The organism is Streptococcus parasanguinis (assembly GCF_015556095.1).
GTDB classification, from domain to species: Bacteria; Bacillota; Bacilli; order Lactobacillales; family Streptococcaceae; genus Streptococcus; species Streptococcus parasanguinis_Q.
In genome coordinates, this window is sequence record NZ_JADNLT010000002.1 from 45832 (window position 1) to 66805 (window position 20974).

General features: G+C 41.2%; 22 protein-coding genes. 21 read left to right on the forward strand and 1 reads right to left on the reverse strand.

Going from position 1 to position 20974, the window contains the following annotated elements; genetic code table 11:
- The first annotated feature begins 134 nt into the window (after positions 1-134).
- From I2E70_RS03425 to budA, 3 genes are all read left to right on the forward strand, one after another.
- Positions 135-1310, forward strand: coding sequence for an AI-2E family transporter (locus I2E70_RS03425; protein ID WP_195423438.1), 1176 nt, complete (start codon positions 135-137; stop codon positions 1308-1310).
- Positions 1300-2529, forward strand: coding sequence for a tetratricopeptide repeat protein (locus I2E70_RS03430; RefSeq protein WP_195423440.1), 1230 nt, complete (start codon positions 1300-1302; stop codon positions 2527-2529). Before I2E70_RS03425 ends, I2E70_RS03430 begins: the two co-directional genes overlap by 11 nt.
- A gap of 72 nt (positions 2530-2601) precedes the next feature.
- A complete protein-coding gene (gene budA, locus I2E70_RS03435; RefSeq protein ID WP_023918623.1) occupies positions 2602-3318 on the forward strand; it encodes an acetolactate decarboxylase in 717 nt (238 codons plus the stop codon).
- A gap of 299 nt (positions 3319-3617) precedes the next feature.
- Here budA and I2E70_RS03440 read toward each other — a convergent pair whose 3' ends face one another.
- Positions 3618-5279 carry an Rqc2 family fibronectin-binding protein gene (locus tag I2E70_RS03440; RefSeq protein WP_195423442.1) on the reverse strand — a complete coding sequence of 554 codons (1662 nt, stop codon included), beginning with the start codon at positions 5277-5279 and terminating at the stop codon, positions 3618-3620.
- A 514-nt stretch (positions 5280-5793) separates the two neighbouring features.
- On the opposite strand from I2E70_RS03440, the gene trpX reads away from it, so the two are divergent.
- From trpX to I2E70_RS03530, 18 genes are all read left to right on the forward strand, one after another.
- The gene (gene trpX / locus I2E70_RS03445) at positions 5794-6795 is read left to right on the forward strand and encodes a tryptophan ABC transporter substrate-binding protein (protein WP_195423444.1); all 1002 of its coding nucleotides are present in this window, start codon (positions 5794-5796) and stop codon (positions 6793-6795) included.
- 123 nt (positions 6796-6918) lie between these two features.
- Positions 6919-7338 (forward strand): chromosome partitioning protein ParB, encoded by a 420-nt coding sequence (locus I2E70_RS03450; protein ID WP_195423446.1) that lies wholly within the window; start codon positions 6919-6921, stop codon positions 7336-7338.
- 314 nt (positions 7339-7652) lie between these two features.
- The gene (pheS, locus tag I2E70_RS03455; RefSeq protein WP_195423448.1) at positions 7653-8699 is read left to right on the forward strand and encodes a phenylalanine--tRNA ligase subunit alpha; all 1047 of its coding nucleotides are present in this window, start codon (positions 7653-7655) and stop codon (positions 8697-8699) included.
- 2 nt (positions 8700-8701) lie between these two features.
- On the forward strand, positions 8702-9232 hold the full coding sequence (locus I2E70_RS03460; protein ID WP_024055668.1) for a GNAT family N-acetyltransferase: 531 nt from the start codon (positions 8702-8704) through the stop codon (positions 9230-9232).
- Positions 9233-9299: 67 nt separating this feature from the next.
- The gene (pheT, locus tag I2E70_RS03465; RefSeq protein WP_195423450.1) at positions 9300-11705 is read left to right on the forward strand and encodes a phenylalanine--tRNA ligase subunit beta; all 2406 of its coding nucleotides are present in this window, start codon (positions 9300-9302) and stop codon (positions 11703-11705) included.
- Between the two features lie 234 nt (positions 11706-11939).
- Positions 11940-12248 carry a hypothetical protein gene (locus I2E70_RS03470; protein WP_024056335.1) on the forward strand — a complete coding sequence of 103 codons (309 nt, stop codon included), beginning with the start codon at positions 11940-11942 and terminating at the stop codon, positions 12246-12248.
- A gap of 13 nt (positions 12249-12261) precedes the next feature.
- The gene (locus tag I2E70_RS03475) at positions 12262-12471 is read left to right on the forward strand and encodes a helix-turn-helix transcriptional regulator (protein WP_024056334.1); all 210 of its coding nucleotides are present in this window, start codon (positions 12262-12264) and stop codon (positions 12469-12471) included.
- 1 nt (position 12472) lies between these two features.
- Positions 12473-13270, forward strand: coding sequence for a DUF3169 family protein (locus I2E70_RS03480; RefSeq protein WP_155167555.1), 798 nt, complete (start codon positions 12473-12475; stop codon positions 13268-13270).
- A gap of 11 nt (positions 13271-13281) precedes the next feature.
- A complete protein-coding gene (locus I2E70_RS03485) occupies positions 13282-14175 on the forward strand; it encodes an ABC transporter ATP-binding protein (RefSeq protein WP_155167557.1) in 894 nt (297 codons plus the stop codon).
- Positions 14172-15386 carry an ABC transporter permease gene (locus tag I2E70_RS03490; protein WP_195423452.1) on the forward strand — a complete coding sequence of 405 codons (1215 nt, stop codon included), beginning with the start codon at positions 14172-14174 and terminating at the stop codon, positions 15384-15386. The genes I2E70_RS03485 and I2E70_RS03490 overlap by 4 nt, the downstream gene beginning before the upstream one ends.
- 181 nt (positions 15387-15567) lie before the next feature.
- The gene (locus tag I2E70_RS03495) at positions 15568-15846 is read left to right on the forward strand and encodes a hypothetical protein (RefSeq protein ID WP_049475332.1); all 279 of its coding nucleotides are present in this window, start codon (positions 15568-15570) and stop codon (positions 15844-15846) included.
- Between the two features lie 2 nt (positions 15847-15848).
- Complete coding sequence (locus I2E70_RS03500; RefSeq protein WP_083312226.1) at positions 15849-16196, forward strand: hypothetical protein; 348 nt, start codon at positions 15849-15851, stop codon at positions 16194-16196.
- Positions 16187-17791: a virulence protein gene (locus tag I2E70_RS03505; RefSeq protein WP_070674400.1), complete on the forward strand. Its 1605-nt coding sequence runs from the start codon at positions 16187-16189 to the stop codon at positions 17789-17791. Before I2E70_RS03500 ends, I2E70_RS03505 begins: the two co-directional genes overlap by 10 nt.
- A gap of 10 nt (positions 17792-17801) precedes the next feature.
- A complete protein-coding gene (locus I2E70_RS03510; RefSeq protein ID WP_070674403.1) occupies positions 17802-18410 on the forward strand; it encodes a hypothetical protein in 609 nt (202 codons plus the stop codon).
- Positions 18407-19036, forward strand: coding sequence for a hypothetical protein (locus tag I2E70_RS03515; RefSeq protein ID WP_003007942.1), 630 nt, complete (start codon positions 18407-18409; stop codon positions 19034-19036). Before I2E70_RS03510 ends, I2E70_RS03515 begins: the two co-directional genes overlap by 4 nt.
- Positions 19033-19665, forward strand: a complete 633-nt coding sequence (locus tag I2E70_RS03520) for a hypothetical protein (protein WP_070846038.1) — start codon at positions 19033-19035, stop codon at positions 19663-19665. The genes I2E70_RS03515 and I2E70_RS03520 overlap by 4 nt, the downstream gene beginning before the upstream one ends.
- Positions 19662-20291 (forward strand): hypothetical protein, encoded by a 630-nt coding sequence (locus I2E70_RS03525; RefSeq protein WP_024056326.1) that lies wholly within the window; start codon positions 19662-19664, stop codon positions 20289-20291. Before I2E70_RS03520 ends, I2E70_RS03525 begins: the two co-directional genes overlap by 4 nt.
- The gene (locus tag I2E70_RS03530) at positions 20288-20896 is read left to right on the forward strand and encodes a hypothetical protein (protein WP_195423453.1); all 609 of its coding nucleotides are present in this window, start codon (positions 20288-20290) and stop codon (positions 20894-20896) included. The genes I2E70_RS03525 and I2E70_RS03530 overlap by 4 nt, the downstream gene beginning before the upstream one ends.
- Positions 20897-20974 lie beyond the last annotated feature (78 nt).

A 20974-nucleotide genomic window follows, 5' to 3' on the forward strand; every position in this document is an offset into this window, starting at 1 on the left:
ATCAAAGGTCCTATTGGAAGGCAATTGCTAGTTGAAAAGGGAGGCCTTTCTTTCTTATTTTGCTAGTTTTTTCGTAACTTCAAGCTCAAAAAATGCTAAAATAGAAACAGATTGAAATGAAAAAGGAGTTCTCTGTGGATAATAAAGAAAAACAGTTTAGTTTGTCCTGGTTTTTTAGATGGTTTTTAGACAACAAGGCCATTACCGTATTTTTAGTCACCTTGCTCTTGGGTTTGAACCTTTTGGTTTTGAGTAAAATCACCTTTATTTTTATTCCTATTTTTGAGTTTGCAGGAGCCGTCATGCTGCCTGTCATTATCTCTGGTTTGCTCTATTACCTGCTCAACCCCATTGTTGACTTTCTTGAAAGAAAAGGACTTAAGCGGATTTTTGCGATTTCCTTCGTCTTTTTCTTGATTGCAGTGCTCTTAATCTGGGGTCTGGCTGTAGTGATTCCAGCTGTCCAACGACAAGTGGTGAGTTTCTTTCATAACCTGCCAACTTATTTGGAGAAGGCCAATGCAACCATCGATGATTTTCTAGATAATCGCGTCTCCTCAGATATCAAACCCCAGTTAGATGAGATCACCAAGGAATTGTCTGCAAACATTACTTCTTGGGCGAGTTCGATCTCTGGGCGGGCTGTCAATTGGGTCAGCAACTTGATCGGAGTGGCTTCGCAAGTTATTGTTGCCTTGATCATCATGCCTTTTATTGTCTTTTATCTTCTGCGAGATGGAAAAAATTTAAAGGGCCACATTGTTCGCTTCTTACCGACTAAGATTCGTAAATCTGCTGAACAAGTTCTCTCAGATGTCAATACCCAACTCTCCAACTACGTTCGAGGGCAAATTACGGTAGCCATTGTCGTCGCCATTATGTTCATCATCTTCTTTAAGATCATTGGCTTGCGCTATGCGGTGACACTGGGGATCTCTGCGGGAATCTTGAATTTGATCCCATACTTGGGTAGTTTCTTAGCCATGTTACCTGCCTTAGTATTGGGCTTGGTAGCAGGACCAGAGATGTTTATCAAGGTCTTGATTGTATTTGCAGTGGAGCAAACCATTGAAGGACGTTTTGTATCACCGTTGGTTTTGGGAAGCCAGTTAAATATCCATCCAATTACCATTTTATTTGTGCTCTTGACGTCAGGATCTATGTTTGGAATTTGGGGAGTTTTCCTTGGAATTCCAGTCTATGCATCTGCTAAGGTGGTGATTGGAGCTATCTTTGAATGGTATAAGGTCGTCAGTGGCTTGTATGAAGAACACAATGAAGTAGAAGAGGAAACACACAGTGAGTCATAGTCAACAAATGGTAGAGGCTCTCGATCGGCAGGAGCTAGAAGAAGCAGAAGTTCAATTTCAACAGGCTTTGTTAGAAGATAGTGAAGCACAATTATTGGATTTAGGTCAATATCTTGAAAGTATCGGTTTTTACCCTCAGGCAAAGGAGATCTATGAACAGATTGCAGAAACCTATCCAGAAGTGTATCTAAGTTTGGCAACTATCCTTGCAGAGGAAGGTCAAATGGAAGAGGCCTTTGCTTATTTAGAAGAAATTGAGCCAGACTCTAACTGGTATGTGGCCAGTCTCTTGGTTAAGGCGGATCTCTATCAGATGGAAGGCTTAGCAGATGTGGCGCGTGAAAAATTAGTTGAAGCAGCCCGTCTGTCTGATGATCCCATCATTCAATTAGGGCTAGCTGAAATTGATCTGGAATTGGAACGCTACCAAGAGGCTATCCAAGAGTATGCTCAATTGGACAATCGGGAGATTTTGGAAGCGACAGGTATTTCCACCTATCAACGGATTGGTTTTGCCTATGCCAATCTTGGTAAGTTTGAAGCAGCTGTTCCTTTCTTAGAGAAGGCTCTGGAGATTGAGTTTGATGACCAGATTGCTTACGAATTAGCGACCTTATTGTCTGACCAAGAAGAATTCCAAAAAGCCCTGATCTACTACAAACAAATTGATACCTTGTCGCCTGATTTTGAGGGCTATGAGTACGGTTATGCCTTGGCTTTACAGGCTGAAAATGACCGTGAAAAAGCGCTTGGGATTGCTAAACAAGGGATCCAGAAGAATCCCTTTGATGCCCAATTGATGCTTCTTGCTTCTCAGCTTTCTTATGAACTTCACCAGCCTGAACAGGCAGAAGCTTATCTATTAGAGGCTAAAGAAGTGGCAGATGATCTCGAAGAGATTGCTCTTCGCCTGACCACCCTTTATTTGGAACAGGAACGCTTTGACCAAGTCTTGGCTTGGCAAAATGAAGAAGTCGAAACAGTTGTCACCCGTTGGAACATTGCCCGTGCCTTGGCTGCCTTGGAGAAAACAGAAGAGGCCGTCTCAGCCTACCAAGAGCTCTATGAGGATTTAAAGGACAACCCAGAGTTCCTCGAAGCCTATGTTTATTTGTTGCGTGAGGCTGGAGATGTGACGAAGGCGCGTGAAGTGGCTAATCAGTATTTGGCGATCGTACCAGACGATGTGCAGATGCAAACCCTCTATGATAGCCTCTAATCAAAACCATATCGTGAAGATTCGGAATAGTTTGTGGTATACTGGTAGAAGATAGAATGAGGAGAGAAAAACATGGAACCAGTGAAACTTTTTCAATACAATACCTTAGGTGCCCTAATGGCGGGTCTGTACGGGGGTTCATTTACGATTGGAGAACTCTTGGAATACGGAGATCTAGGAGTTGGGACGCTTGATTCTATTGATGGAGAGTTGATCGTATTAGATGGTAAGGCATATCAGGCCAAGGGATCAGGGGACCATCCTGAAATAGTCGAAGTTTCTCCGGATGCCAAGGTTCCCTATGCAGCAGTCGTCCCTCACCAAGCAGAAGTCATTTTCCGCCAACGCTTTGAAATGACGGACGAGGAATTGGAAGCCCGTATTGAATCTTATTACGATGGGGAAAATCTTTTCCGCTCCATTAAGATTCGTGGTGACTTTGCCAAGATGCATGTCCGTATGATTCCAAAATCAACACCAGAGATGAAGTTTGCAGAGGTTGCAACCCATCAGCCAGAATATACACGGGAAAATGTCACTGGAACCATCGTCGGTTTTTGGACACCAGAAATTTTCCATGGCGTGAGTGTGGCTGGTTATCATTTGCACTTTATCTCAGATGACCACACCTTTGGTGGCCATGTCATGGATTTTGTCATCACAGAAGGGATTGTAGAGGTGGGGGCCATCGATCAGCTGGATCAACGTTTCCCAGTTCAAGACCGTCAGTACCTCTTTGCCAAATTCAATGTTGATGAGGTCAAAGAAGACATTAATAAAGCAGAATAAAAAGGTTGAGCGTCGCTCAACCTTTTAGAATGTAGACAAACTGTTCTAAGAATGCTGAAAAATAAAATGAGGTATACTTTTAGGCTCATTCAACATAGATTGAAACTTTCCGCCGTGAGAAAAGTGCTTGAAATATAATCATTTCAAGCACTCGGGAGTTTTGAGACTTTAGGCTCAAAACTAAGTCATGGAACTTCTTCGAAGTTCGCTGACGTCCGTTCTCACCTAAGGAAAGTTTCTTAAATAACATTATCTTCAATACGAAAGGTTGAGCATCGCTCAACCTTTTATTTTTGAAATCAGTCTGTTAGTTTCATGGCTTTGATTTTTTCTTCTTCTGGGGTGACCCGCAGAGTCTTCTGGCCGGTGTAGGTGACAAAACCTGGCTTTCCACCAGTTGGTTTATTGAGTTTCTTGGCTTCGATCATATCTACTTGGACCAGGTTTGAGAGACGGGCCTTGGAATAGTAGGCAGCCAACTCTGCAGCATCGGTCTTCACTTCATCCGATGGATTTAGATTTCCTGTAATGATGACATGGCTTCCCGGGATATCTTTGGCATGGAACCAGAGCTCATCTTTCTTAGCGATCTTAAAGGTCAGTTCATCGTTTTGCAGATTATTGCGACCTACTAAAATGATGGTTTTTCCATCACTAGCCAGGTATTTTTCTGGTTTTTTACGTTTATGAATTTTTTCACGGTTACGCCGTTTGATAAAGCCGGTCTGGATCAGCTCTTCTCGAATTTCAGCCACCTCAGCCAGGCTCGCTTGAGAAAGGGCGGTTTCAACCGTTTCAAGATAAGAAATGGTTTCCTTGGTTTCTTGAATGAGGATGGTCAAATGTTTGACGGCTTCTTTTAACTTCTGGTAGCGTTTGAAGTAGCGTTGGGCATTTTGATTGGGGGTCAGGGCCTTGTTAAGTTGAATGGTGATCGGTTCATTTGTATAGTAATTATCCAAAACAACCTGGTCTTGGTCGTTGGGTACCTGATGGAGGAAGGTTGTCAGCAATTCTCCTTTTTGGCGGAATTCTTCCGCATTGTCGGTCGCCACTAACTCAGCTTCTTGTTTGGCTAATTTTTTCCGGTTCTTTTCAAGATCGTTTTCGACCTTGCGGATCAATTCACTGGCCTGTTGTTGCACCCGATCGCGCTCAGCCTTGTCTCGGTAATAGTCATCCAGCAGATCGGAAAGTGTTTCAAAGGTTTGATTGGTCGCATCTGCAAAGGGGATAGCCGAGAAGGATTTGGTCGTTAGGCGAGGCTCAGTTGGAGCTTGGAAAAAGGCACGGAAGGTTTTTAATTTTTCATCCGTCTTAAGTCGCTTGGCTAATTCTTGAGCCGTATCTCGCCCCAAACCTTGGAAACATTTTTGAAGGTTTTTTGGGCTTAACTCTTCCTTGTGAAGAAGGGCAAAAAGGGATTCATCTCCAATTGTAAAAGGATTGACCGCGTCGGTTTTCGGAGGAGCTACATAGGTCGACCCAGGGAGAATGGTCCGGTAGCTATTTTGTGAGAAGCCGACATGTTTAATGGCTTCGATAATTTTATTGCTGGTGCGGTCCAGGAGAATAATATTACTGTGCTTGCCCATGATTTCAATCATGAGGCTGACAGAAATGGCATCTCCAATTTCGTTTTTATTGGAGACACGGATTTCGAGAATCCGGTCGTTTTCCATTTGCTCAATCCCTTCGATGACAGCGCCTTGAAGATATTTGCGCATAACCATAATAAAGGTATTGGGAAAGGCAGGATTTTCAAAGTTGGTCTGGGTCCGTTGAATCCGTCCAAAGACAGAATGGGCTGAGAGCAAGAGTTTTTGATTTTTCCGATTGCCTCGGATTTGGAGCACCAATTCTTGCTCGAAGGGTTGGTTAATTTTTTGAATGCGACCGCTCAAGAGTTCGGCCTTCAATTCTTGCACCATATGGTGTAAAAAAAATCCATCAAAAGACATGGGATTCCTCATCATTCTAGCGTTTATTCTAGTAAATTATATCAAAATTAGAGAGGAAATCCCAGAAAGAAGCTAGGGGCTGTTCAATAGAAAATGCGAACGTTTTCAAAAAAATGCAGAAAAAGTATTGACATTTTTGAAAGAAAACTTTAAAATGTAAGAAATTAGAAAAGTAGTAAATGAAAGTTTCAAGAGAGCCTACGGTTGCTGAGAGTGGGTAGCGGCAGTTTATGAAATTGGACTAATGATGAGATGAATTTGAAACAATAAAAATTCGGTTGGCACACCTTATCGTGCAACTTGTTGCTAGACAAGACAGAGATATGGGGGAGACTATCCTTTTCCCATAAGTGAGGTGGCACCGCGATGACACGTCCTCACATAGCTTTTGCTATGTGTGGGCGTGTTTTTTGTTTTAGATGAGAAGGGAGAAAAGATATGAAGAAACGATGGCGTCGCAGTCTTTAGATGATGGAAAAAAAGAAGAAAATGAAAAATAGAAGAGGTATTAAAAATGAAAAATAAACGTTTAATGGGAATTATTGGTTTGATTGCAGCAGCAGTCATTGGGACAGCGATCTATTCAGCTACAGCAGGCAAAGACAACAAGGCAGCAAGCAGCAATGAAAAGGCTAAAGTTGGGGTCTTACAGCTGGTCAGCCACCCTTCGCTTGACTTGATCTACAAGGGAATTCAAGATGGTTTGGCTGAAGAAGGTTATGATAAGGATAAAGTGGACATTGATTTCCTTAATGCTGAAGGCGACCAAAACAAAGTTGCAACCATGAGTAAACAATTGGTAGACAAGGATAACCAAGTCTTGATTGGAATTGCAACTCCATCTGCTCAAGGATTGGCTAGTGCAACAAAAGACAAACCCATCGTTATGGGAGCTGTCACTGATCCGGTCGGCGCAAACTTGGTCAAAGATTTGAAAAAACCAGGTGGCAATATCACTGGGGTATCTGACCACAATCCAACTGAGCAACAGTTGAAATTAATCAAAGAATTGACTCCGAACGTGAAAACAATTGGGATCCTGTACTCAACCAGTGAAGATAACTCAAAATCTCAAGTAGAAGAATTTACAAAATTGGCTGAAAAAGCAGGCTACAAGGTCGTTCCTTATTCTGTTCCTTCTACAAACGAAATTGCTTCCACTGTGTCTGTAATGTCAGGCAAAGTCGATGCCATCTGGGTTCCAATCGACAATACCATCGCTTCAGCCTTCTCAACAGTTGTCGAAGCCAACAAAACAGCTAAAAAACCAATCTTCCCAAGTGCGACAGCTATGGTAGAAGCTGGTGGTCTTGGTTCAGTCGTTGTCGACCAACACGATCTTGGAGTAGCAACTGGTAAAATGGCTGCGAAGATCTTGAAAGGTCAAAAACCTGCGGATACACCTGTTGAAATCTTTAGCCAAGGAAAATCTGTCATCAACAAAAAAGTGGCAGAAGAATTAGGCATTACCATTCCAGAATCTGTCTTGAAAGAAGCTGGACAAGTCATCGAATAAAAACAAATTGAATAACAAGAATGGCAGAGGAATTTGGCTTTGGCAGGTCTTAAAATCGTGACCTTTAAAAATGTCTACTAGTGCTCACAACCAACTATGTTACTCATGGTAGAGGAGAAAGATATGGAAGTTAAGATAACAGATCTTCATCCGACCCAACTATACTTATCAGAAAAGAAGTTACATGATATCCAGATGCTTGATCAGTCGGCAGAAATCATCAATATGGATCCAATTAGTATTCTGGCATTTGGAGATGGCTTCTTGATTACAGACGGGCATCACAGGGCTTATCAGGCTTTATTGGCAGGTCGGGATACGATTTCTGCTGAGTTTGATAGAGATGGTGGCGATGAGTTGTATGCTCTCTATGCGCAAGCTTGCGAGGAAAGAAAGATAGACTCTGTCTTGGATTTAAAACATCGTATCTTACCTCAAGATGAGTATGAAGCAAAATGGTATAACTGGTGTGATGGTTTTAACCAAGCAGCCACTCTTCTATTGGAAAGGCAAGCAGATGCAACAGACAAGGCAAATAGATAATGCACTGTTTCTTGTTCCTTTTTCTATTGGAATTCGTCTCATCTAACTTGTTTTTTAACTAAAAATCTGATAAACTAAATGGTAATTGAATAGAAATCTGCAAGACTAGTACCTCAAGGGAAGTGTGACAGGGAGAAGAGCCGTGACTGAAAGCTCTTTGCATGAAAGCTGAGTGAATTCACTTGCGTAAAGGATTTAGAAATTAAGGTCTGGTTTACAGATAAAAACGGATGGTACCGCGTGTCAACGCTCCGAATGTGGGTGTTGGTGCGTGTTTTTTTCTATGTCTGTAGGTGGACCATGATGGAGGAAATATGTCAACGATTGAAGAACAATTAAAAGCGCTTCGAGAAGAAACGCTGGCAGCCTTGAAGCAGATCTCTGCTGAAAATAAAAAAGAGATGCAAGAACTACGGGTCTCTGTTCTTGGGAAAAAAGGATCTCTGACGGAAATTCTTAAAGGGATGAAAGATGTCTCTGCTGAAATGCGTCCGGTTATTGGAAAACACGTCAATGAAGCCCGTGATGTCTTGACGGCTGCCTTCGAAGAATCAGCCAAACTCTTGGAAGAAAAGAAAGTCCAAGCTAAACTAGCTAGCGAAAGCATCGATGTGACCCTTCCTGGACGTCCAGTTGCTAGTGGTTACCGTCATATTTTGACCCAAACTAGTGAAGAAATCGAAGATATCTTTATCGGGATGGGCTACCAAGTCGTGGACGGCTTCGAAGTAGAGCAAGACTACTACAACTTTGAACGCATGAATCTGCCTAAAGATCACCCAGCGCGGGATATGCAGGATACCTTCTATATCACAGAAGAAATCTTGCTTCGGACCCATACCTCACCTGTACAGGCGCGGGCGATGGATGCGCATGACTTTAGCAAGGGACCATTGAAGATGATCTCTCCAGGGCGGGTTTTCCGTCGGGATACAGATGATGCGACCCACAGCCACCAATTCCATCAAATCGAAGGCTTGGTCGTTGGGAAAAGCATTTCTATGGCAGACCTTCAAGGAACGCTTCAATTGATCGTGCAAAAGATGTTTGGTGCAGAACGTCAAATCCGTTTGCGTCCTTCTTACTTCCCATTCACTGAGCCATCGGTTGAAGTGGACGTTTCTTGCTTCAAGTGTGGTGGAGCGGGATGTAACGTATGTAAGAAAACTGGTTGGATTGAAATCATGGGAGCCGGTATGGTTCACCCACGCGTCCTTGAGATGAGTGGTATTGACCCAACAGTTTATTCAGGATTTGCCTTTGGACTTGGTCAAGAGCGTGTGGCCATGCTTCGTTATGGAATCAATGATATCCGTGGCTTCTATCAAGGGGATGTTCGCTTCTCAGAGCAGTTTAAATAATCATGTTAGTAAAAGTTAAGGCGAAAGATTTTCATATTTTAAGGGAATTAGAGGTGGAAACCTATGGGGATACCTTTGGTCCCTACAACTCTGATGCCGATATGGAAGATTACTACCAGATGGTTTTATCGCTAGAGCAAATCCAAAAGGACCTAGCAGACCCGGAATCAGAGACCTATTTTGTCCTTGATCACCATCAGGAAATTTGTGGTTTCCTCAAGTTTAACTGGGGCAAGGCACAAACGGAGCCAGTAGAGATGGACAATGCTTTTGAAATTCAGCGCATCTATGTCAAAAAAGAACATCATGGCAAGGGCTATGGCAAGGAAATGTTTACCTTTGCCTTAAAAGAGGCTCAAAAACGTGGATTTGACTGGGTCTGGCTGGGTGTCTGGGAACGGAATTTTAAGGCCCAAAACTTTTACAAACAATTCGGATTTGAACGATTTAGCGAGCACCACTTTATCACAGGGGAAGCTGTGGATATCGACTGGTTGCTGCGCAAGCATTTGAAGGAGAATCCGCAAGCTTAATTGTGGGTCCAAATTGAGAGAAAGGAATTGAGAAGATCTCACCAAGTGGGATCTTACGATCAGAATAATGTTAGTATCATATAAATGGTTAAAACAATTGGTGGACGTGGATGTGCCATCAGAAGAGTTGGCTGAAAAAATGTCAACTACAGGGATCGAAGTAGAAGGTGTAGAATCTCCTGCTGCTGGTCTCTCAAAAATTGTCGTCGGAGAAGTCTTGTCTTGTGAAGATGTGCCAGAGACACACCTTCATGTCTGCCAAGTTAATGTGGGGGAAGAAGAAGCGCGTCAAATCGTCTGTGGAGCACCAAATGTGCGAGCAGGCATCAAGGTGATGGTGGCTCTTCCAGGTGCTCGCATCGCAGATAACTACAAGATTAAAAAAGGGAAAATCCGTGGTTTGGAATCCCTTGGGATGATCTGTTCACTTGGTGAGTTAGGCATTTCTGACTCAGTTGTACCGAAAGAATTTGCGGATGGCATCCAAATCTTGCCAGAGGATGCTGTTCCAGGAGAAGAAGTCTTCTCTTACCTAGACTTGGATGATGAAATCATCGAGCTTTCTATCACTCCAAACCGTGCAGATGCTCTTTCGATGCGTGGGGTAGCACATGAAGTAGCAGCCATCTATGACAAGGCAGTCAACTTCAAAGAATTTACTTTAACAGAAACAGACCAAGTTGCAGCGGATGCTCTTTCTGTCAGCATTGACACAGACAAGGCATCTTACTATGCCGCTCGTATCTTGGACAATGTGACCATCGCACCAAGTCCACAATGGTTGCAAAATCTTCTCATGAATGAAGGCATCCGTCCAATCAATAACGTGGTGGACGTGACCAACTATATCTTGCTCTACTTTGGTCAGCCGATGCATGCCTTTGACTTGGATACCTTTGAAGGAAACGACATCCGTGTGCGTGAAGCGCGTGCTGGTGAAAAATTAGTAACCTTGGATGGGGAAGAACGTGAGTTGGAAACAAGTGACCTCGTGATTACGGTTGCGGACAAACCAGTAGCCCTTGCAGGTGTCATGGGTGGACAAGCTACAGAAATCTCTGAAAAATCTACTCGTGTTGTCCTTGAAGCAGCTGTCTTCAATGGCAAATCGATCCGTAAGACTAGCGGTCGCCTTAACCTTCGTTCTGAATCATCTTCTCGCTTTGAAAAAGGGATCAATGTGGCAACCGTCAATGAAGCCCTTGATGCGGCAGCGAGCATGATTGCAGAGCTTGCAGGTGCCACTGTTCGCAAGGGAATCGTTTCAGCAGGCCAGCTCGATACTTCTGATGTGGAAGTTTCTTCTACCCTTGCAGACGTTAACCGTGTCCTTGGGACAGATCTTACTTATGCCGATGTCGAAGATGTCTTCCGTCGTCTTGGATTTGGTCTTTCTGGAAATGCTGAAAGCTTTACTGTCAGCGTCCCTCGCCGCCGTTGGGATATCACCATTGAAGCGGACCTCTTTGAAGAAATCGCTCGGATTTACGGTTATGACAAATTACCAGCAACCCTTCCAAAAGATGACGGGACAGCAGGTGAATTGACAGCAACTCAAAAATTGCGTCGCCAAGTTCGAACCATTGCTGAAGGAGCAGGCTTGACTGAAATCATCACTTATGCGTTGACAACTCCTGAAAAAGCCGTGGAATTCACAACTGCGCCAAGTAACTTAACAGAGCTCATGTGGCCAATGACTGTGGATCGTTCAGTCCTCCGTCAAAATATGATCTCAGGGATCTTAGATACCGTAGCTTACAACGTCGCTCGTAAAAACAAAGATTTGGCCCTCTACGAGATCGGAAAAGTCTTTGAACAGACAGGTAATCCAAAAGAAGAATTGCCAAACGAAATCAACAGCTTTGCCTTTGCTTTAACTGGCCTTGTCGCTGAAAAAGACTTCCAAACTGCAGCTGTTCCAGTTGACTTCTTCTATGCAAAAGGAATCCTTGAAGCCCTCTTTGCTCGCTTGGGTCTTGATGTGACTTATACAGCAACACAAGAAATCAAGAGTCTCCACCCAGGTCGGACAGCCTTGATCTCACTGGGTGACCAAGTGATTGGGGTCTTGGGACAAGTCCATCCTGTAACAGCTAAAGCTTATGATATCCCAGAAACCTATGTGGCAGAATTGAACTTATCTGCTATTGAAGCAGCTCTTCAACCAGCCGCAGCCTTTGTGGAAATCACTAAATTCCCAGCTGTGAGCCGTGATATCGCCCTTCTCCTCAAAGCAGAAGTGACTCACCAAGAGGTGGTCGATGCCATCCAAGCAGCTGGCGTGAAACGTTTGACAGATATCAAACTCTTTGACGTCTTCTCAGGCGAAAAACTAGGACTTGGTATGAAGTCAATGGCTTATAGCTTGACCTTCCAAAATCCAGAAGATAGCTTGACAGATGAAGAAGTTGCACGCTACATGGAAAAAATCCAAGCTTCACTTGAAGAAAAAGTCAATGCAGAAGTGCGTTAAGATGTAAAAAGATGAAACAGTTGAGAATTTCTCAACTGTTTTTTTCTTCCAGGATTTGCAAGTTATAGGCCTTAAAACCCTATAAAAATAAAGAAATTCCTTTAAGTACTCAAAATATCCATGTCAACCATCCTGCTATTATTGACAAATATTTTTATTTTTTTGACAAATATGCTTGTCAAAAAGAAAAAGAAGTGTTACAATGTTTTTAGTTGAAAGAAGGGGAGGTTTCTTATGGGAGCCATATGGATTCTATTTATCCCTTTTCTGGTTATCGTTTATGCAAGCTCAGAAAAGAAGATAAAAGGATTGAACAGACGCATCAGACGATTAGAAAAACAAGTGAAAGGAAATCAAGACATGTCTAGACTTTTAGAAGAATTGAAAGGCCAAACGGCCACTGTTACAGTAGATGGTGTTGGATTTGAGTATGAAATTATAGATATCGATGAAGATTGGGTCAAACTGACCCGTGTGATTCATAAACAACAGAGGGAAACCAAGTTAGTCCGTATCGAAGATATTCAAGGTATTCAACTATAAGGGGGCTGATGCCATGATTTTAAAAAATCGATTGAAAGAGCTGAGGGCGCGTGATGGACTCAACCAATCCGAGCTAGCCAAGCTAGCAGGGGTCTCGCGCCAGTCCATCAGTCTCTTGGAACGTGGTGAGTATACACCTTCTGTCATTATCGCCATGACCATTGCCCAGATCTTCAATGAACCAGTGGAGAATGTCTTTAGTCTAGTAGAGGGAGAAGAATAATATGAAAAAGCAACAACAAGAACGATCCGCTCGTTTTCGTTTTTGGAGAAATGTAGGGATCATTACAGTTTCCGGCTTGATAGGAGGAGTTATCAGTTTTTTGACAGGAATGTTTGGATCCGAAAAGCCCCTAGAAATCCAATCCTTCTTTAGTAAAGAAGTACTTCTTTTGGGCTCAGCAGTTTTATTCTTAGTCGCATTTATACTCACGATAACCTTACTGATGTGCGCGAGAAAAGTCCATCAAAAAATGCTCCAAATAGAAGACGATGATGAAGCCTATCACTATGACATCCAGAAGAAAAAACTATATGGCTTAGCGACCATTTTTAAAGGCATCATGATCTTGCCCTACTTTTTATTCGTCATTTTTTATAGTCAATTGGTTTACTTAGATAGACCTGGCGCTGGGGACATGGCTTTTATCTTTGGAGACTTTACCATGCTCTATCTCTTTCTTGTCTTGATTGCCCTATTTTTCCTATCGGATATCTTCTTTCGCAAGACCTTCCATCTGATTTATGGAAAACCGATTCCCCGCAATGCCAATGCCAAGGAAGTGCGTGAATTTATGATGAGTATGATGGATGAAGCAGAAAAGCAGATTAGCTACGAGGAAAACTATGAAATTATCATTAAGTTAAGCAATTATATCTTACCGATTTCCTTAATTGCGATATTCTTAGTTGGCATTGCTTTCCATACAGATATCTTGTTAGCATTAGTAGTGGTATCACTGATTTATGTCTATATCTTGGTCTCACAATACAAGATTACCAAACGTTATTATAAAGAGTAGAGGAGTCATCTATGTTAGAAATTAGACATTTAGAAAAAAGCTTTGGGAATAAGCAGGTTCTCTTCGGAGTAGATCTGACAGCTCAACAAGGGCATATCCTTGGCTTAGTTGGGAAAAATGGGGCCGGGAAAACAACTATTTTCCACAGTATCTTGCGCTTTTTGGACTACAGCGGCGAGATTCGCCTAGGTGGCAAAGCGATCACCCAAGAAACCTACAAGGAAATTGGCTATTTGCCAGAAGAACGTAGTCTTATGCCAAAACTCACGATTTTTGAGCAGGTCCGCTATTTGGCTGCCTTAAAAGGAATGAGCACTGCTGAGGTCAAGGAAAAATTACCGACCTGGATGGAAAAACTCCAAGTAAAAGGAAAATTGACCGATAAAATCAAGAGTCTCTCAAAAGGGAACCAACAGAAGGTTCAATTGATCATCACCTTGATCCATGAGCCTAAATTGATCATTTTAGATGAACCCTTTAGTGGCTTGGATCCGGTCAATACAGAAGTGCTCAAGCAGGTCATCTTTGAAGAAAAAGAGCGTGGGGCAACCATTATCTTTTCTGACCACGTCATGACCAATGTCGAAGAGTTGTGTGATGATATCCTAATGATCCGTGATGGTTCGGTTGTTCTATCAGGACCTGTCCAAGAGGTCCGGAATAGCTATGGCAAGACTCGCCTCTTTGTCTCTAACGACTTTAGCAAAGAAGAGCTAGAAGCTCTGCCACACGTGACCAAGGTCAGCATGACCAAGCAAGGGACTTGGAAGCTGATCTTGGATGATGCGTCAGCTGGTCCAGAATTATTTGACCGCTTGACCAAGGGCCACTACCTAGCAACCTTTGACCACCAAGCCCCAACTATTGATGAGATCTTTAAACTTGAATCAGGAGTAGAAGTATGAAACAGATGTTTGTCGTAATGAAAGAAACCTATATCAGACAAGTGAAATCATGGAGTTTCCTCTTCATGGTCTTCGGTCCCTTCCTCTTTTTAGGATTGAGCATTGGAATCGGTTATCTGACAGGTTCTTCTACAGATGCCAAAAACCAAGTGGCCTTGGTGACAGAAATTCCAGCTGTCAAAGAAAGTCTCAAAGGAACTGATGGCTTGACCTTGGACTACACGGATGAAGCTGCAGCTAAAAAAGCCATCAAGGATGAGAAAGCAGCTGCTTACCTAACGGTCGATGAAAAAGATGGCCAGCTAGAAGCCACTTATGTGGGCGACCAAGCCATGAAAACAGATTTGAAATCGCTTGTCGCTGCAAAATTAAGCCAAGTCCAACAAGGGATCAATATGGCCCGTGCTAATCTAAGCAAAGAGCAACTGACAGCCTTGTCTCAACAGGTTTCTCTCAAAGAAAAAATTGATGAGAAAAAAGAAGGCTTGAAAATGGTGCAAACCATGGTTGCAGGTGGTCTAGGAATGTTGCTTTATATGATTTTGATCTTCTACTCGAGTATCACAGCCCAAGAAGTAGCCAGTGAAAAGGGAACTAAGATCATGGAAGTGGTCTTCTCTAGTATCAAAGCAACCGACTATTTCTTCGCACGCATGCTCGGACTCTTCGGAGTGATCTTTACCCATATTTTTGTCTATGTCATTGGGCTAGTAGCCGTTTGGATCTTTAGAGCAGATATCCCAGTTGTCAAGGATATTCTCGCTCCAAACTCTCCAATTACCCAACACCTAGCAGAAGCGATCTCGCTTAATACCGTCTTCTTCATTATCCTTGGGATCTTTATGTATGTGGTGCTCTCTGCCTTCTTAGGATCCACAGTAGCACGACCTGAAGATTCAGGAAAAGCGATTTCGCCACTGATGATGTTAGTCCTCTTTAGCTTCTTTGGGGTAACCACCTTGGGAAGTGCCGGTGATGTCTTCTTATTGAAGATCGGTTCCTACATTCCATTCATTTCAACCTTCTTCATGCCTTTCCGTACCATTAATGGATATGCGACTGGTCTTGAATCTTGGGCTTCATTGGGAATTGCGGTTCTCTTTACCATCGTGGGAACAGTTCTCATCGCTCGAATTTACGCGAGCTTAATCCTCCAGACCGATGACCTCGGACCGTGGAAGACCATCAAACGTGCTCTCAGCTATCGCTAATTAGATAAGCCCTCAGTTACAGCTGGGGGCTTTTTGAATGGAGGTTACAATTTTTTGAAAGACTTGTCTCTAACTATTAATAAATTGCAGAAAATTTAGTATGTTTTTTCATGGAAGAAAGAGTATTTTTCTTCAAATTATGATATGATGGAGGGGAATAATAAGATTTGAGGGTGAATATATGGATAAACTCCAAATAAAATCCAGCCCAATTGATGCGCAAGCGGCTATTGGTGAGTTGACTGGTGTTGATGTATCACAAAATGAGAATAAACAAGTAGAGTTTAGTTATTCTGCTGGTATTGCAGGTATGGAGAAGGGAAAAGAAGTAAATAATCACTTACTTCAAGCTGTGGGTAAATTTAGTGAAGCTGTTCTAATTCAAGCTAATAAATTTCCTCAAATTGCCGCTGTGCTTGAAAAACGTGATGTAGAACAGGCTCAAAGATGGGAAAGCTAACCATGATGGAGGATGTTAATAAAAATAAGCGAGATAAACTATTCCAAGAAATTGTGAAAACAGAGCGACAAGAAGATCTTATTTTAAATTTAAGTCTTGAGTATCAACAAAGTTTAGATGAATTTTTAGAAGATCTTTCGTTGATCACACGAGAAGCAGAAGAAAAGTTGTCTATTTCATCTCAAAATATCTTATTTTTTCAAGAAAAGAATGAAATGGATTTAATTGCAAGAAATTTTGTGGTTAGACAGATGGATGGTGTCAGTGAAGAGTTTCGGAATGTTTTAAAAAACTTAGACATTCAGAGAGAAAAATTGATAAGAGAAAGGAATAGTTTGCCGTGGGAGTGAGATACAGTTCATCAGAATCTGCTGCTTTGATTGAAGCTATGAGCAGTAATATTCAAATTGCTACTCAGATTACAGAAAAACTTACTAGTGGAAGTGATCATTTAATTGCAGAAATCGAAGCAGGAATACTTCAAGGTGCTGCATATGAGGCAGGGAAAAATTTATTTGGGAATATTATTATCCCATGTATCAAAAAATTACAAGAAGCGATCGACGATATTCAGATTGAATTAAATTCATACAAAAACGCAGATGCAGTTGTATCAAAATATGGAGAATTAGATTTAGATGATTTGAAGACACAAAAACAGAGTTGGGAAAAACAGCTTTCAAAGTATCAAGATCTGATCAGAAAGAATGAGGATTTTTTCAATCGTGTAGGAGCATTTCTTACTGCAAATCTGGATCAAAATTTATCAGAAAATAGAGTACTTCATGAATTGGCTGATAAAACACGGATGCAAATCAAAGATCTTGAAGAAAAAATTGAAAAATTAGAGTGGTTTGTTGAGCAAGTCAATCAGTATTTTTCAGACAGCCTTGAAATTCTTAATTTAGCGATTGAAGGAGCAGGACAACTAAGTCAAATTATAGTTGATAGCAACGGAAATTACTATGCGGATGGTGTAGACATGACTTGGTTTGACAAAATGAAACAAACAAAAGTTGTTTCCTACGCTAAAAGAGACTATCAGGATGCCTTAACAAGGACTTTAAATCAAGCGTCGAGAGATATGTTATTATCAGATGATGGTGATACCTATTATCGGGAAGAGTTAAAAAAACGCTTAAAAGGACATGATCGGTCACAGTGGAAAAAAATAATTGATGATTATAACCATACTCTAAAAATTGACAATGAAGGGAATTTAATTGAAATTTTTGATAATAGTGCTTATAAAGATCGACATTATCAAAAAGATGATAACTTTTCTGTTCTAAAAAATGGGAAGTATGATAGTGCTTCTACGAGATTGATCAACGAAAAATATCAAGAACTTCTTCAAGAAAATTTTGAAGCTAATTCTGCTGAATTTTGGGGTGGAGTTAGTCAGATGTTATCAGGTTTACTACTTGACTTTGCTAGCGTAGCAGCAGAAACTGGAGGTTTAGCTTTAGCTCCTGAGACAGGTGGGGCAAGCTTTATTGCTGGAACAACTGCAGCAGAGGTTGCTTTAGATGCAGGCAACGCACTCATATTTAGTGGGGTAGTATCTGTAGGATCCGCTATTAGTAAAACAGGTAGCGCAAACGCTGAAATTCAAGTTAATTATTCTAGCAACTACGATAGCTGGCAGGCAAATAAACCGACGAGTAAGACTTTTGGGAAAAAGGTTTCTGGACGAGTTAAAGGTAAAAAAGTCGATAATATTCGAGTTGATGCGGAGCCAGATAGTGGGAAAATCCAAGTTCAATCGGGAAGTGGGAAATCGGGTTATGGCCTCGACATAGATATCGAGGTTTCAAGGATTTCAAGTAGGCAGGATATTGTAGACTGGGTAAGCAAACATTCTGAACTAAAAGGACTTGGAAAAGGAGCTAAAGAAGAAGTTATCAAAAATATGTGGAAAGCTTTTAAATACTTAACGCAATAAGGAGTGAACAATGAAATTATATTTAAAAGGCGATTATACAAAAAGAGTACCTTATGGTTATTTAGAACTAGCTGGCAAAATGTGGTTTCCAGAAGAAAAGCAAGTATCTTACTCAAATGCAGGAGACAATGATGCATTACAAGAAGATTTTTCTGTAAATTTATCCCTGAGGAAAGGCACTGCCGATAAGAGATGGTCTAGTTTCCCCCTAAAGGAAGGGGTACGAAGACTCTTTTCACATCTTGACGAATGTATTGAGATAGAGTTTGAAAATGCATTCGCTACGGATTATAATGAAAAGGGAGACTATCTCCGTATTTTAACCAGCCATCTAGAAGTTTTAACAGTTGATAAACGCGCCATGTACATTATGGCGCTTGAGATTGCAAAGGTGATTGACGGGCAAATTAGCGAGGATAATAAGAAGACATGGCTAACAGTCGAGGAGTTTAGGAAAAAGCACGAGGCTATTCTATCTCTAACTTTTGAAGAAGCAAATGAACGAAGTTTGACTGAAATTCAAATGATGGATGTGGTAGATGACCCTCTTTGGGAGGAAGAAGCCACTCGTCGAAAAGAATATATACTAGCACATGGAGGCGATATCTCAGATTTATGAGACTATACATCAAAAGTGATTTTACGAAAAAAATAGACTTCACAACTAGAGAGCTTGTTTGGAAGATGTGGTTTAAGGAACGGAATGGCAAGAAAATAAGTTTCTCCAATGTTGGTGATGATGCTATGTTACAGGATGATTTTTACTTTGGTGTTCGGTTACACAAATGGTCTTCAGTTGACGAAAGATGGGATAAGGCTCCTTTTATAATTCCTAGTAATCCTTGGTTGTCTTTGGAATATGAGAGTATAACACTTGAATTTGAAAAAACTTTCATTACAGAGTGGAGAGAACGTGGAGATTATCTACGTATCGCAACATCTCATATAGATGTTTTAACTGTAGACAAACGTGCTTTATACATTATGGCAGCTGAAGTAGCATCTGCCATTGATGGTCAGATTAGCGAGGACGGCAAGCAAAATTGGCTAAGTGTAGAAGAATTTAAGGAATATCACAAGGATGTTCTTTCACTGACTTATGATGAAGCTGTTGAAATCAGTTTGGAAGAATTAAAGACAATGGTACCGGTAAGAGATCCTCTATGGGAAGAGGAGGAACGGCTTCGAGAAGAATACACCAAAATCCATGGTGAACGTGTTTATGACGATGAGGAAGACGATTGAAATTATATATCAAAGGCGATTACACCAAAGAAATTCCGTTTGATTATTTAGAACTAGCGAAGAGAATGTGGTTCGAAAGCTATCAAGGAGAAGGTATATCTCTCTCCTATTCTGGTTTTCTTCAAATCAGAGATGGGAATGATATAGCCATTCATCTAAAACTAAATAAACAGGATTATGACGAACGTTGGTTGTGTATTCCGATACAAGAAGGGATAAAATATCGTTTTTATTCACAAATTGATGAAGACCTAAATTTGGAATTTGAGAATGCTTATGTAACAGATTTTCGAGAAAATGGAGACTGTTTGCGTATCGCTTCTACCCACCTTGAACTGCTCACTCTTGATAAAAGAGCGTTCTATATCATGGCCATTGAGATTGCCACAATCTTTAATGGACAAATCAGTGAAGACGATAAGAAAACATGGCTAACAGTCGAGGAATTCAAGGAAAAGCACCAAGATATCTTATCTCTAACTTTTGATGAAGCAAATGAGATGAGTTTGGAAGAAATTCAGACGATTGACGCTATTGATGATCCCATCTGGGAAGAATTGGATAGGAAGCGTGAAGAGTACATCAAAATCCATGTCGAACGTGTTTATGACGATGAGGAAGAAGATTGAGAATTTATATTAAAGGTGACTATACAAAAGAAATCCCGTTTGATTACTTAAAACTAGCAAAGAGAATGTGGTTTGGGGAAAAAGATGGAATAGAACCTGACTTGTCGTATGCAGGGTATCTAGATTTACCAATCGAGAAACTTTCTATCCACTTAAAATTAAATAAGTGGATGCATGATAATAGATGGAGTAATGTTCAGATTAAGGAAGGGATAAAATATGATTTTTTATCCCATAAATATGAAGATATAGAGCTAGACTACGAAGATGCTATGATGTCGGACTTTCGTGAGAAAAGTGAATGTTTAAGAATCGCTACTAAGCACCTTGAACTCCTCACCGTTGATAAACGTGCTTTCTATATTATGGCCATTGAAATTGCGACTGCTATTGATGGTCAGATTAGCGAAGATGATAAAGAGAGCTGGTTAAGTGTGGAGGAATTTAAAAACCGGTATGAAGATATCCTATCGATGAGTTATGAACAGGCTAATGAGATGAGTCTGGAGGAAATTCCGTTTATGGATGATGTGAGAGACCCGGTTTGGGCAGAAGATGACCGCAGAAATGAAGAATACATCCGAATCCATGGAGAAGTGGAGTTGGATGACGAGGACGACGAGTGAAACTATATCTTAAAGGTAACTACGAAACTAACATCTATCAAGCCTGTATGGAATATCCTTGGAAAATGTGGTTCAAGGAACGTAAGGGAGTGCAGGTTGAGTTTTCTTATGCACGTGATGATGACTTCTATTTTAGTGTTAGTTTGGATAAATTTTCTTCAAATGATGAGCGTTGGGGAATGGCTGATTTTAGAGTAGGCAACGATCCTTGGGCGACTTTTAAGTATGAAGATATAAATTTAAATTTTGTAGATTCCTATGAAAGTGATGGACGAGAAAAAGGAAACTATCTACGAATCATCACGATTCATAAAGATATTCTAACGATTGATAAGCGAGCTCTTTATATCATGGCAATTGAGGTAGCCTCTGCCATTGGTGGTCACATTAGCGAAGATGATAAGGAAACATGGCTGAGCATTGAAGAATTTAAAACAAAACATGCAGATTTGTTGCATTTGACCTACAATGAAGCGGTTGACATTAGCTTGAAAGAGATAGAAGTAATGAAAGCTGTTGATGAGCCACTCTGGGAAGAATTGGATCGAAAGCGTGAAGAATACATCCGAATCCATGGAGAAGTGGAGTTGGATGACGACGAATGAGGCATTCTACTTCAATCTGTAAGCCTTCAGTTGTTTCTGAGGGCTTTTTGCTTGCAAATTGACTTTTGCAAGCCTTTT

What these genes read in the sequence shown, in the direction of transcription:
- I2E70_RS03500 (WP_083312226.1), top strand. Translation starts at nt 15,849, where the DNA reads ATGATGGAGGATGTTAATAAAAATAAGCGAGATAAACTATTCCAAGAA.
- pheS (WP_195423448.1), top strand. Translation starts at nt 7,653, where the DNA reads ATGTCAACGATTGAAGAACAATTAAAAGCGCTTCGAGAAGAAACGCTG.
- I2E70_RS03515 (WP_003007942.1), top strand. Translation starts at nt 18,407, where the DNA reads ATGAGACTATACATCAAAAGTGATTTTACGAAAAAAATAGACTTCACA.
- I2E70_RS03490 (WP_195423452.1), top strand. Translation starts at nt 14,172, where the DNA reads ATGAAACAGATGTTTGTCGTAATGAAAGAAACCTATATCAGACAAGTG.
- budA (WP_023918623.1), top strand. Translation starts at nt 2,602, where the DNA reads ATGGAACCAGTGAAACTTTTTCAATACAATACCTTAGGTGCCCTAATG.
- I2E70_RS03475 (WP_024056334.1), top strand. Translation starts at nt 12,262, where the DNA reads ATGATTTTAAAAAATCGATTGAAAGAGCTGAGGGCGCGTGATGGACTC.
- I2E70_RS03450 (WP_195423446.1), top strand. Translation starts at nt 6,919, where the DNA reads ATGGAAGTTAAGATAACAGATCTTCATCCGACCCAACTATACTTATCA.
- pheT (WP_195423450.1), top strand. Translation starts at nt 9,300, where the DNA reads ATGTTAGTATCATATAAATGGTTAAAACAATTGGTGGACGTGGATGTG.
- I2E70_RS03480 (WP_155167555.1), top strand. Translation starts at nt 12,473, where the DNA reads ATGAAAAAGCAACAACAAGAACGATCCGCTCGTTTTCGTTTTTGGAGA.
- I2E70_RS03460 (WP_024055668.1), top strand. Translation starts at nt 8,702, where the DNA reads ATGTTAGTAAAAGTTAAGGCGAAAGATTTTCATATTTTAAGGGAATTA.
- I2E70_RS03440 (WP_195423442.1), bottom strand. Translation starts at nt 5,279, where the DNA reads ATGTCTTTTGATGGATTTTTTTTACACCATATGGTGCAAGAATTGAAG.
- I2E70_RS03495 (WP_049475332.1), top strand. Translation starts at nt 15,568, where the DNA reads ATGGATAAACTCCAAATAAAATCCAGCCCAATTGATGCGCAAGCGGCT.
- I2E70_RS03485 (WP_155167557.1), top strand. Translation starts at nt 13,282, where the DNA reads ATGTTAGAAATTAGACATTTAGAAAAAAGCTTTGGGAATAAGCAGGTT.
- I2E70_RS03510 (WP_070674403.1), top strand. Translation starts at nt 17,802, where the DNA reads ATGAAATTATATTTAAAAGGCGATTATACAAAAAGAGTACCTTATGGT.
- trpX (WP_195423444.1), top strand. Translation starts at nt 5,794, where the DNA reads ATGAAAAATAAACGTTTAATGGGAATTATTGGTTTGATTGCAGCAGCA.
- I2E70_RS03470 (WP_024056335.1), top strand. Translation starts at nt 11,940, where the DNA reads ATGGGAGCCATATGGATTCTATTTATCCCTTTTCTGGTTATCGTTTAT.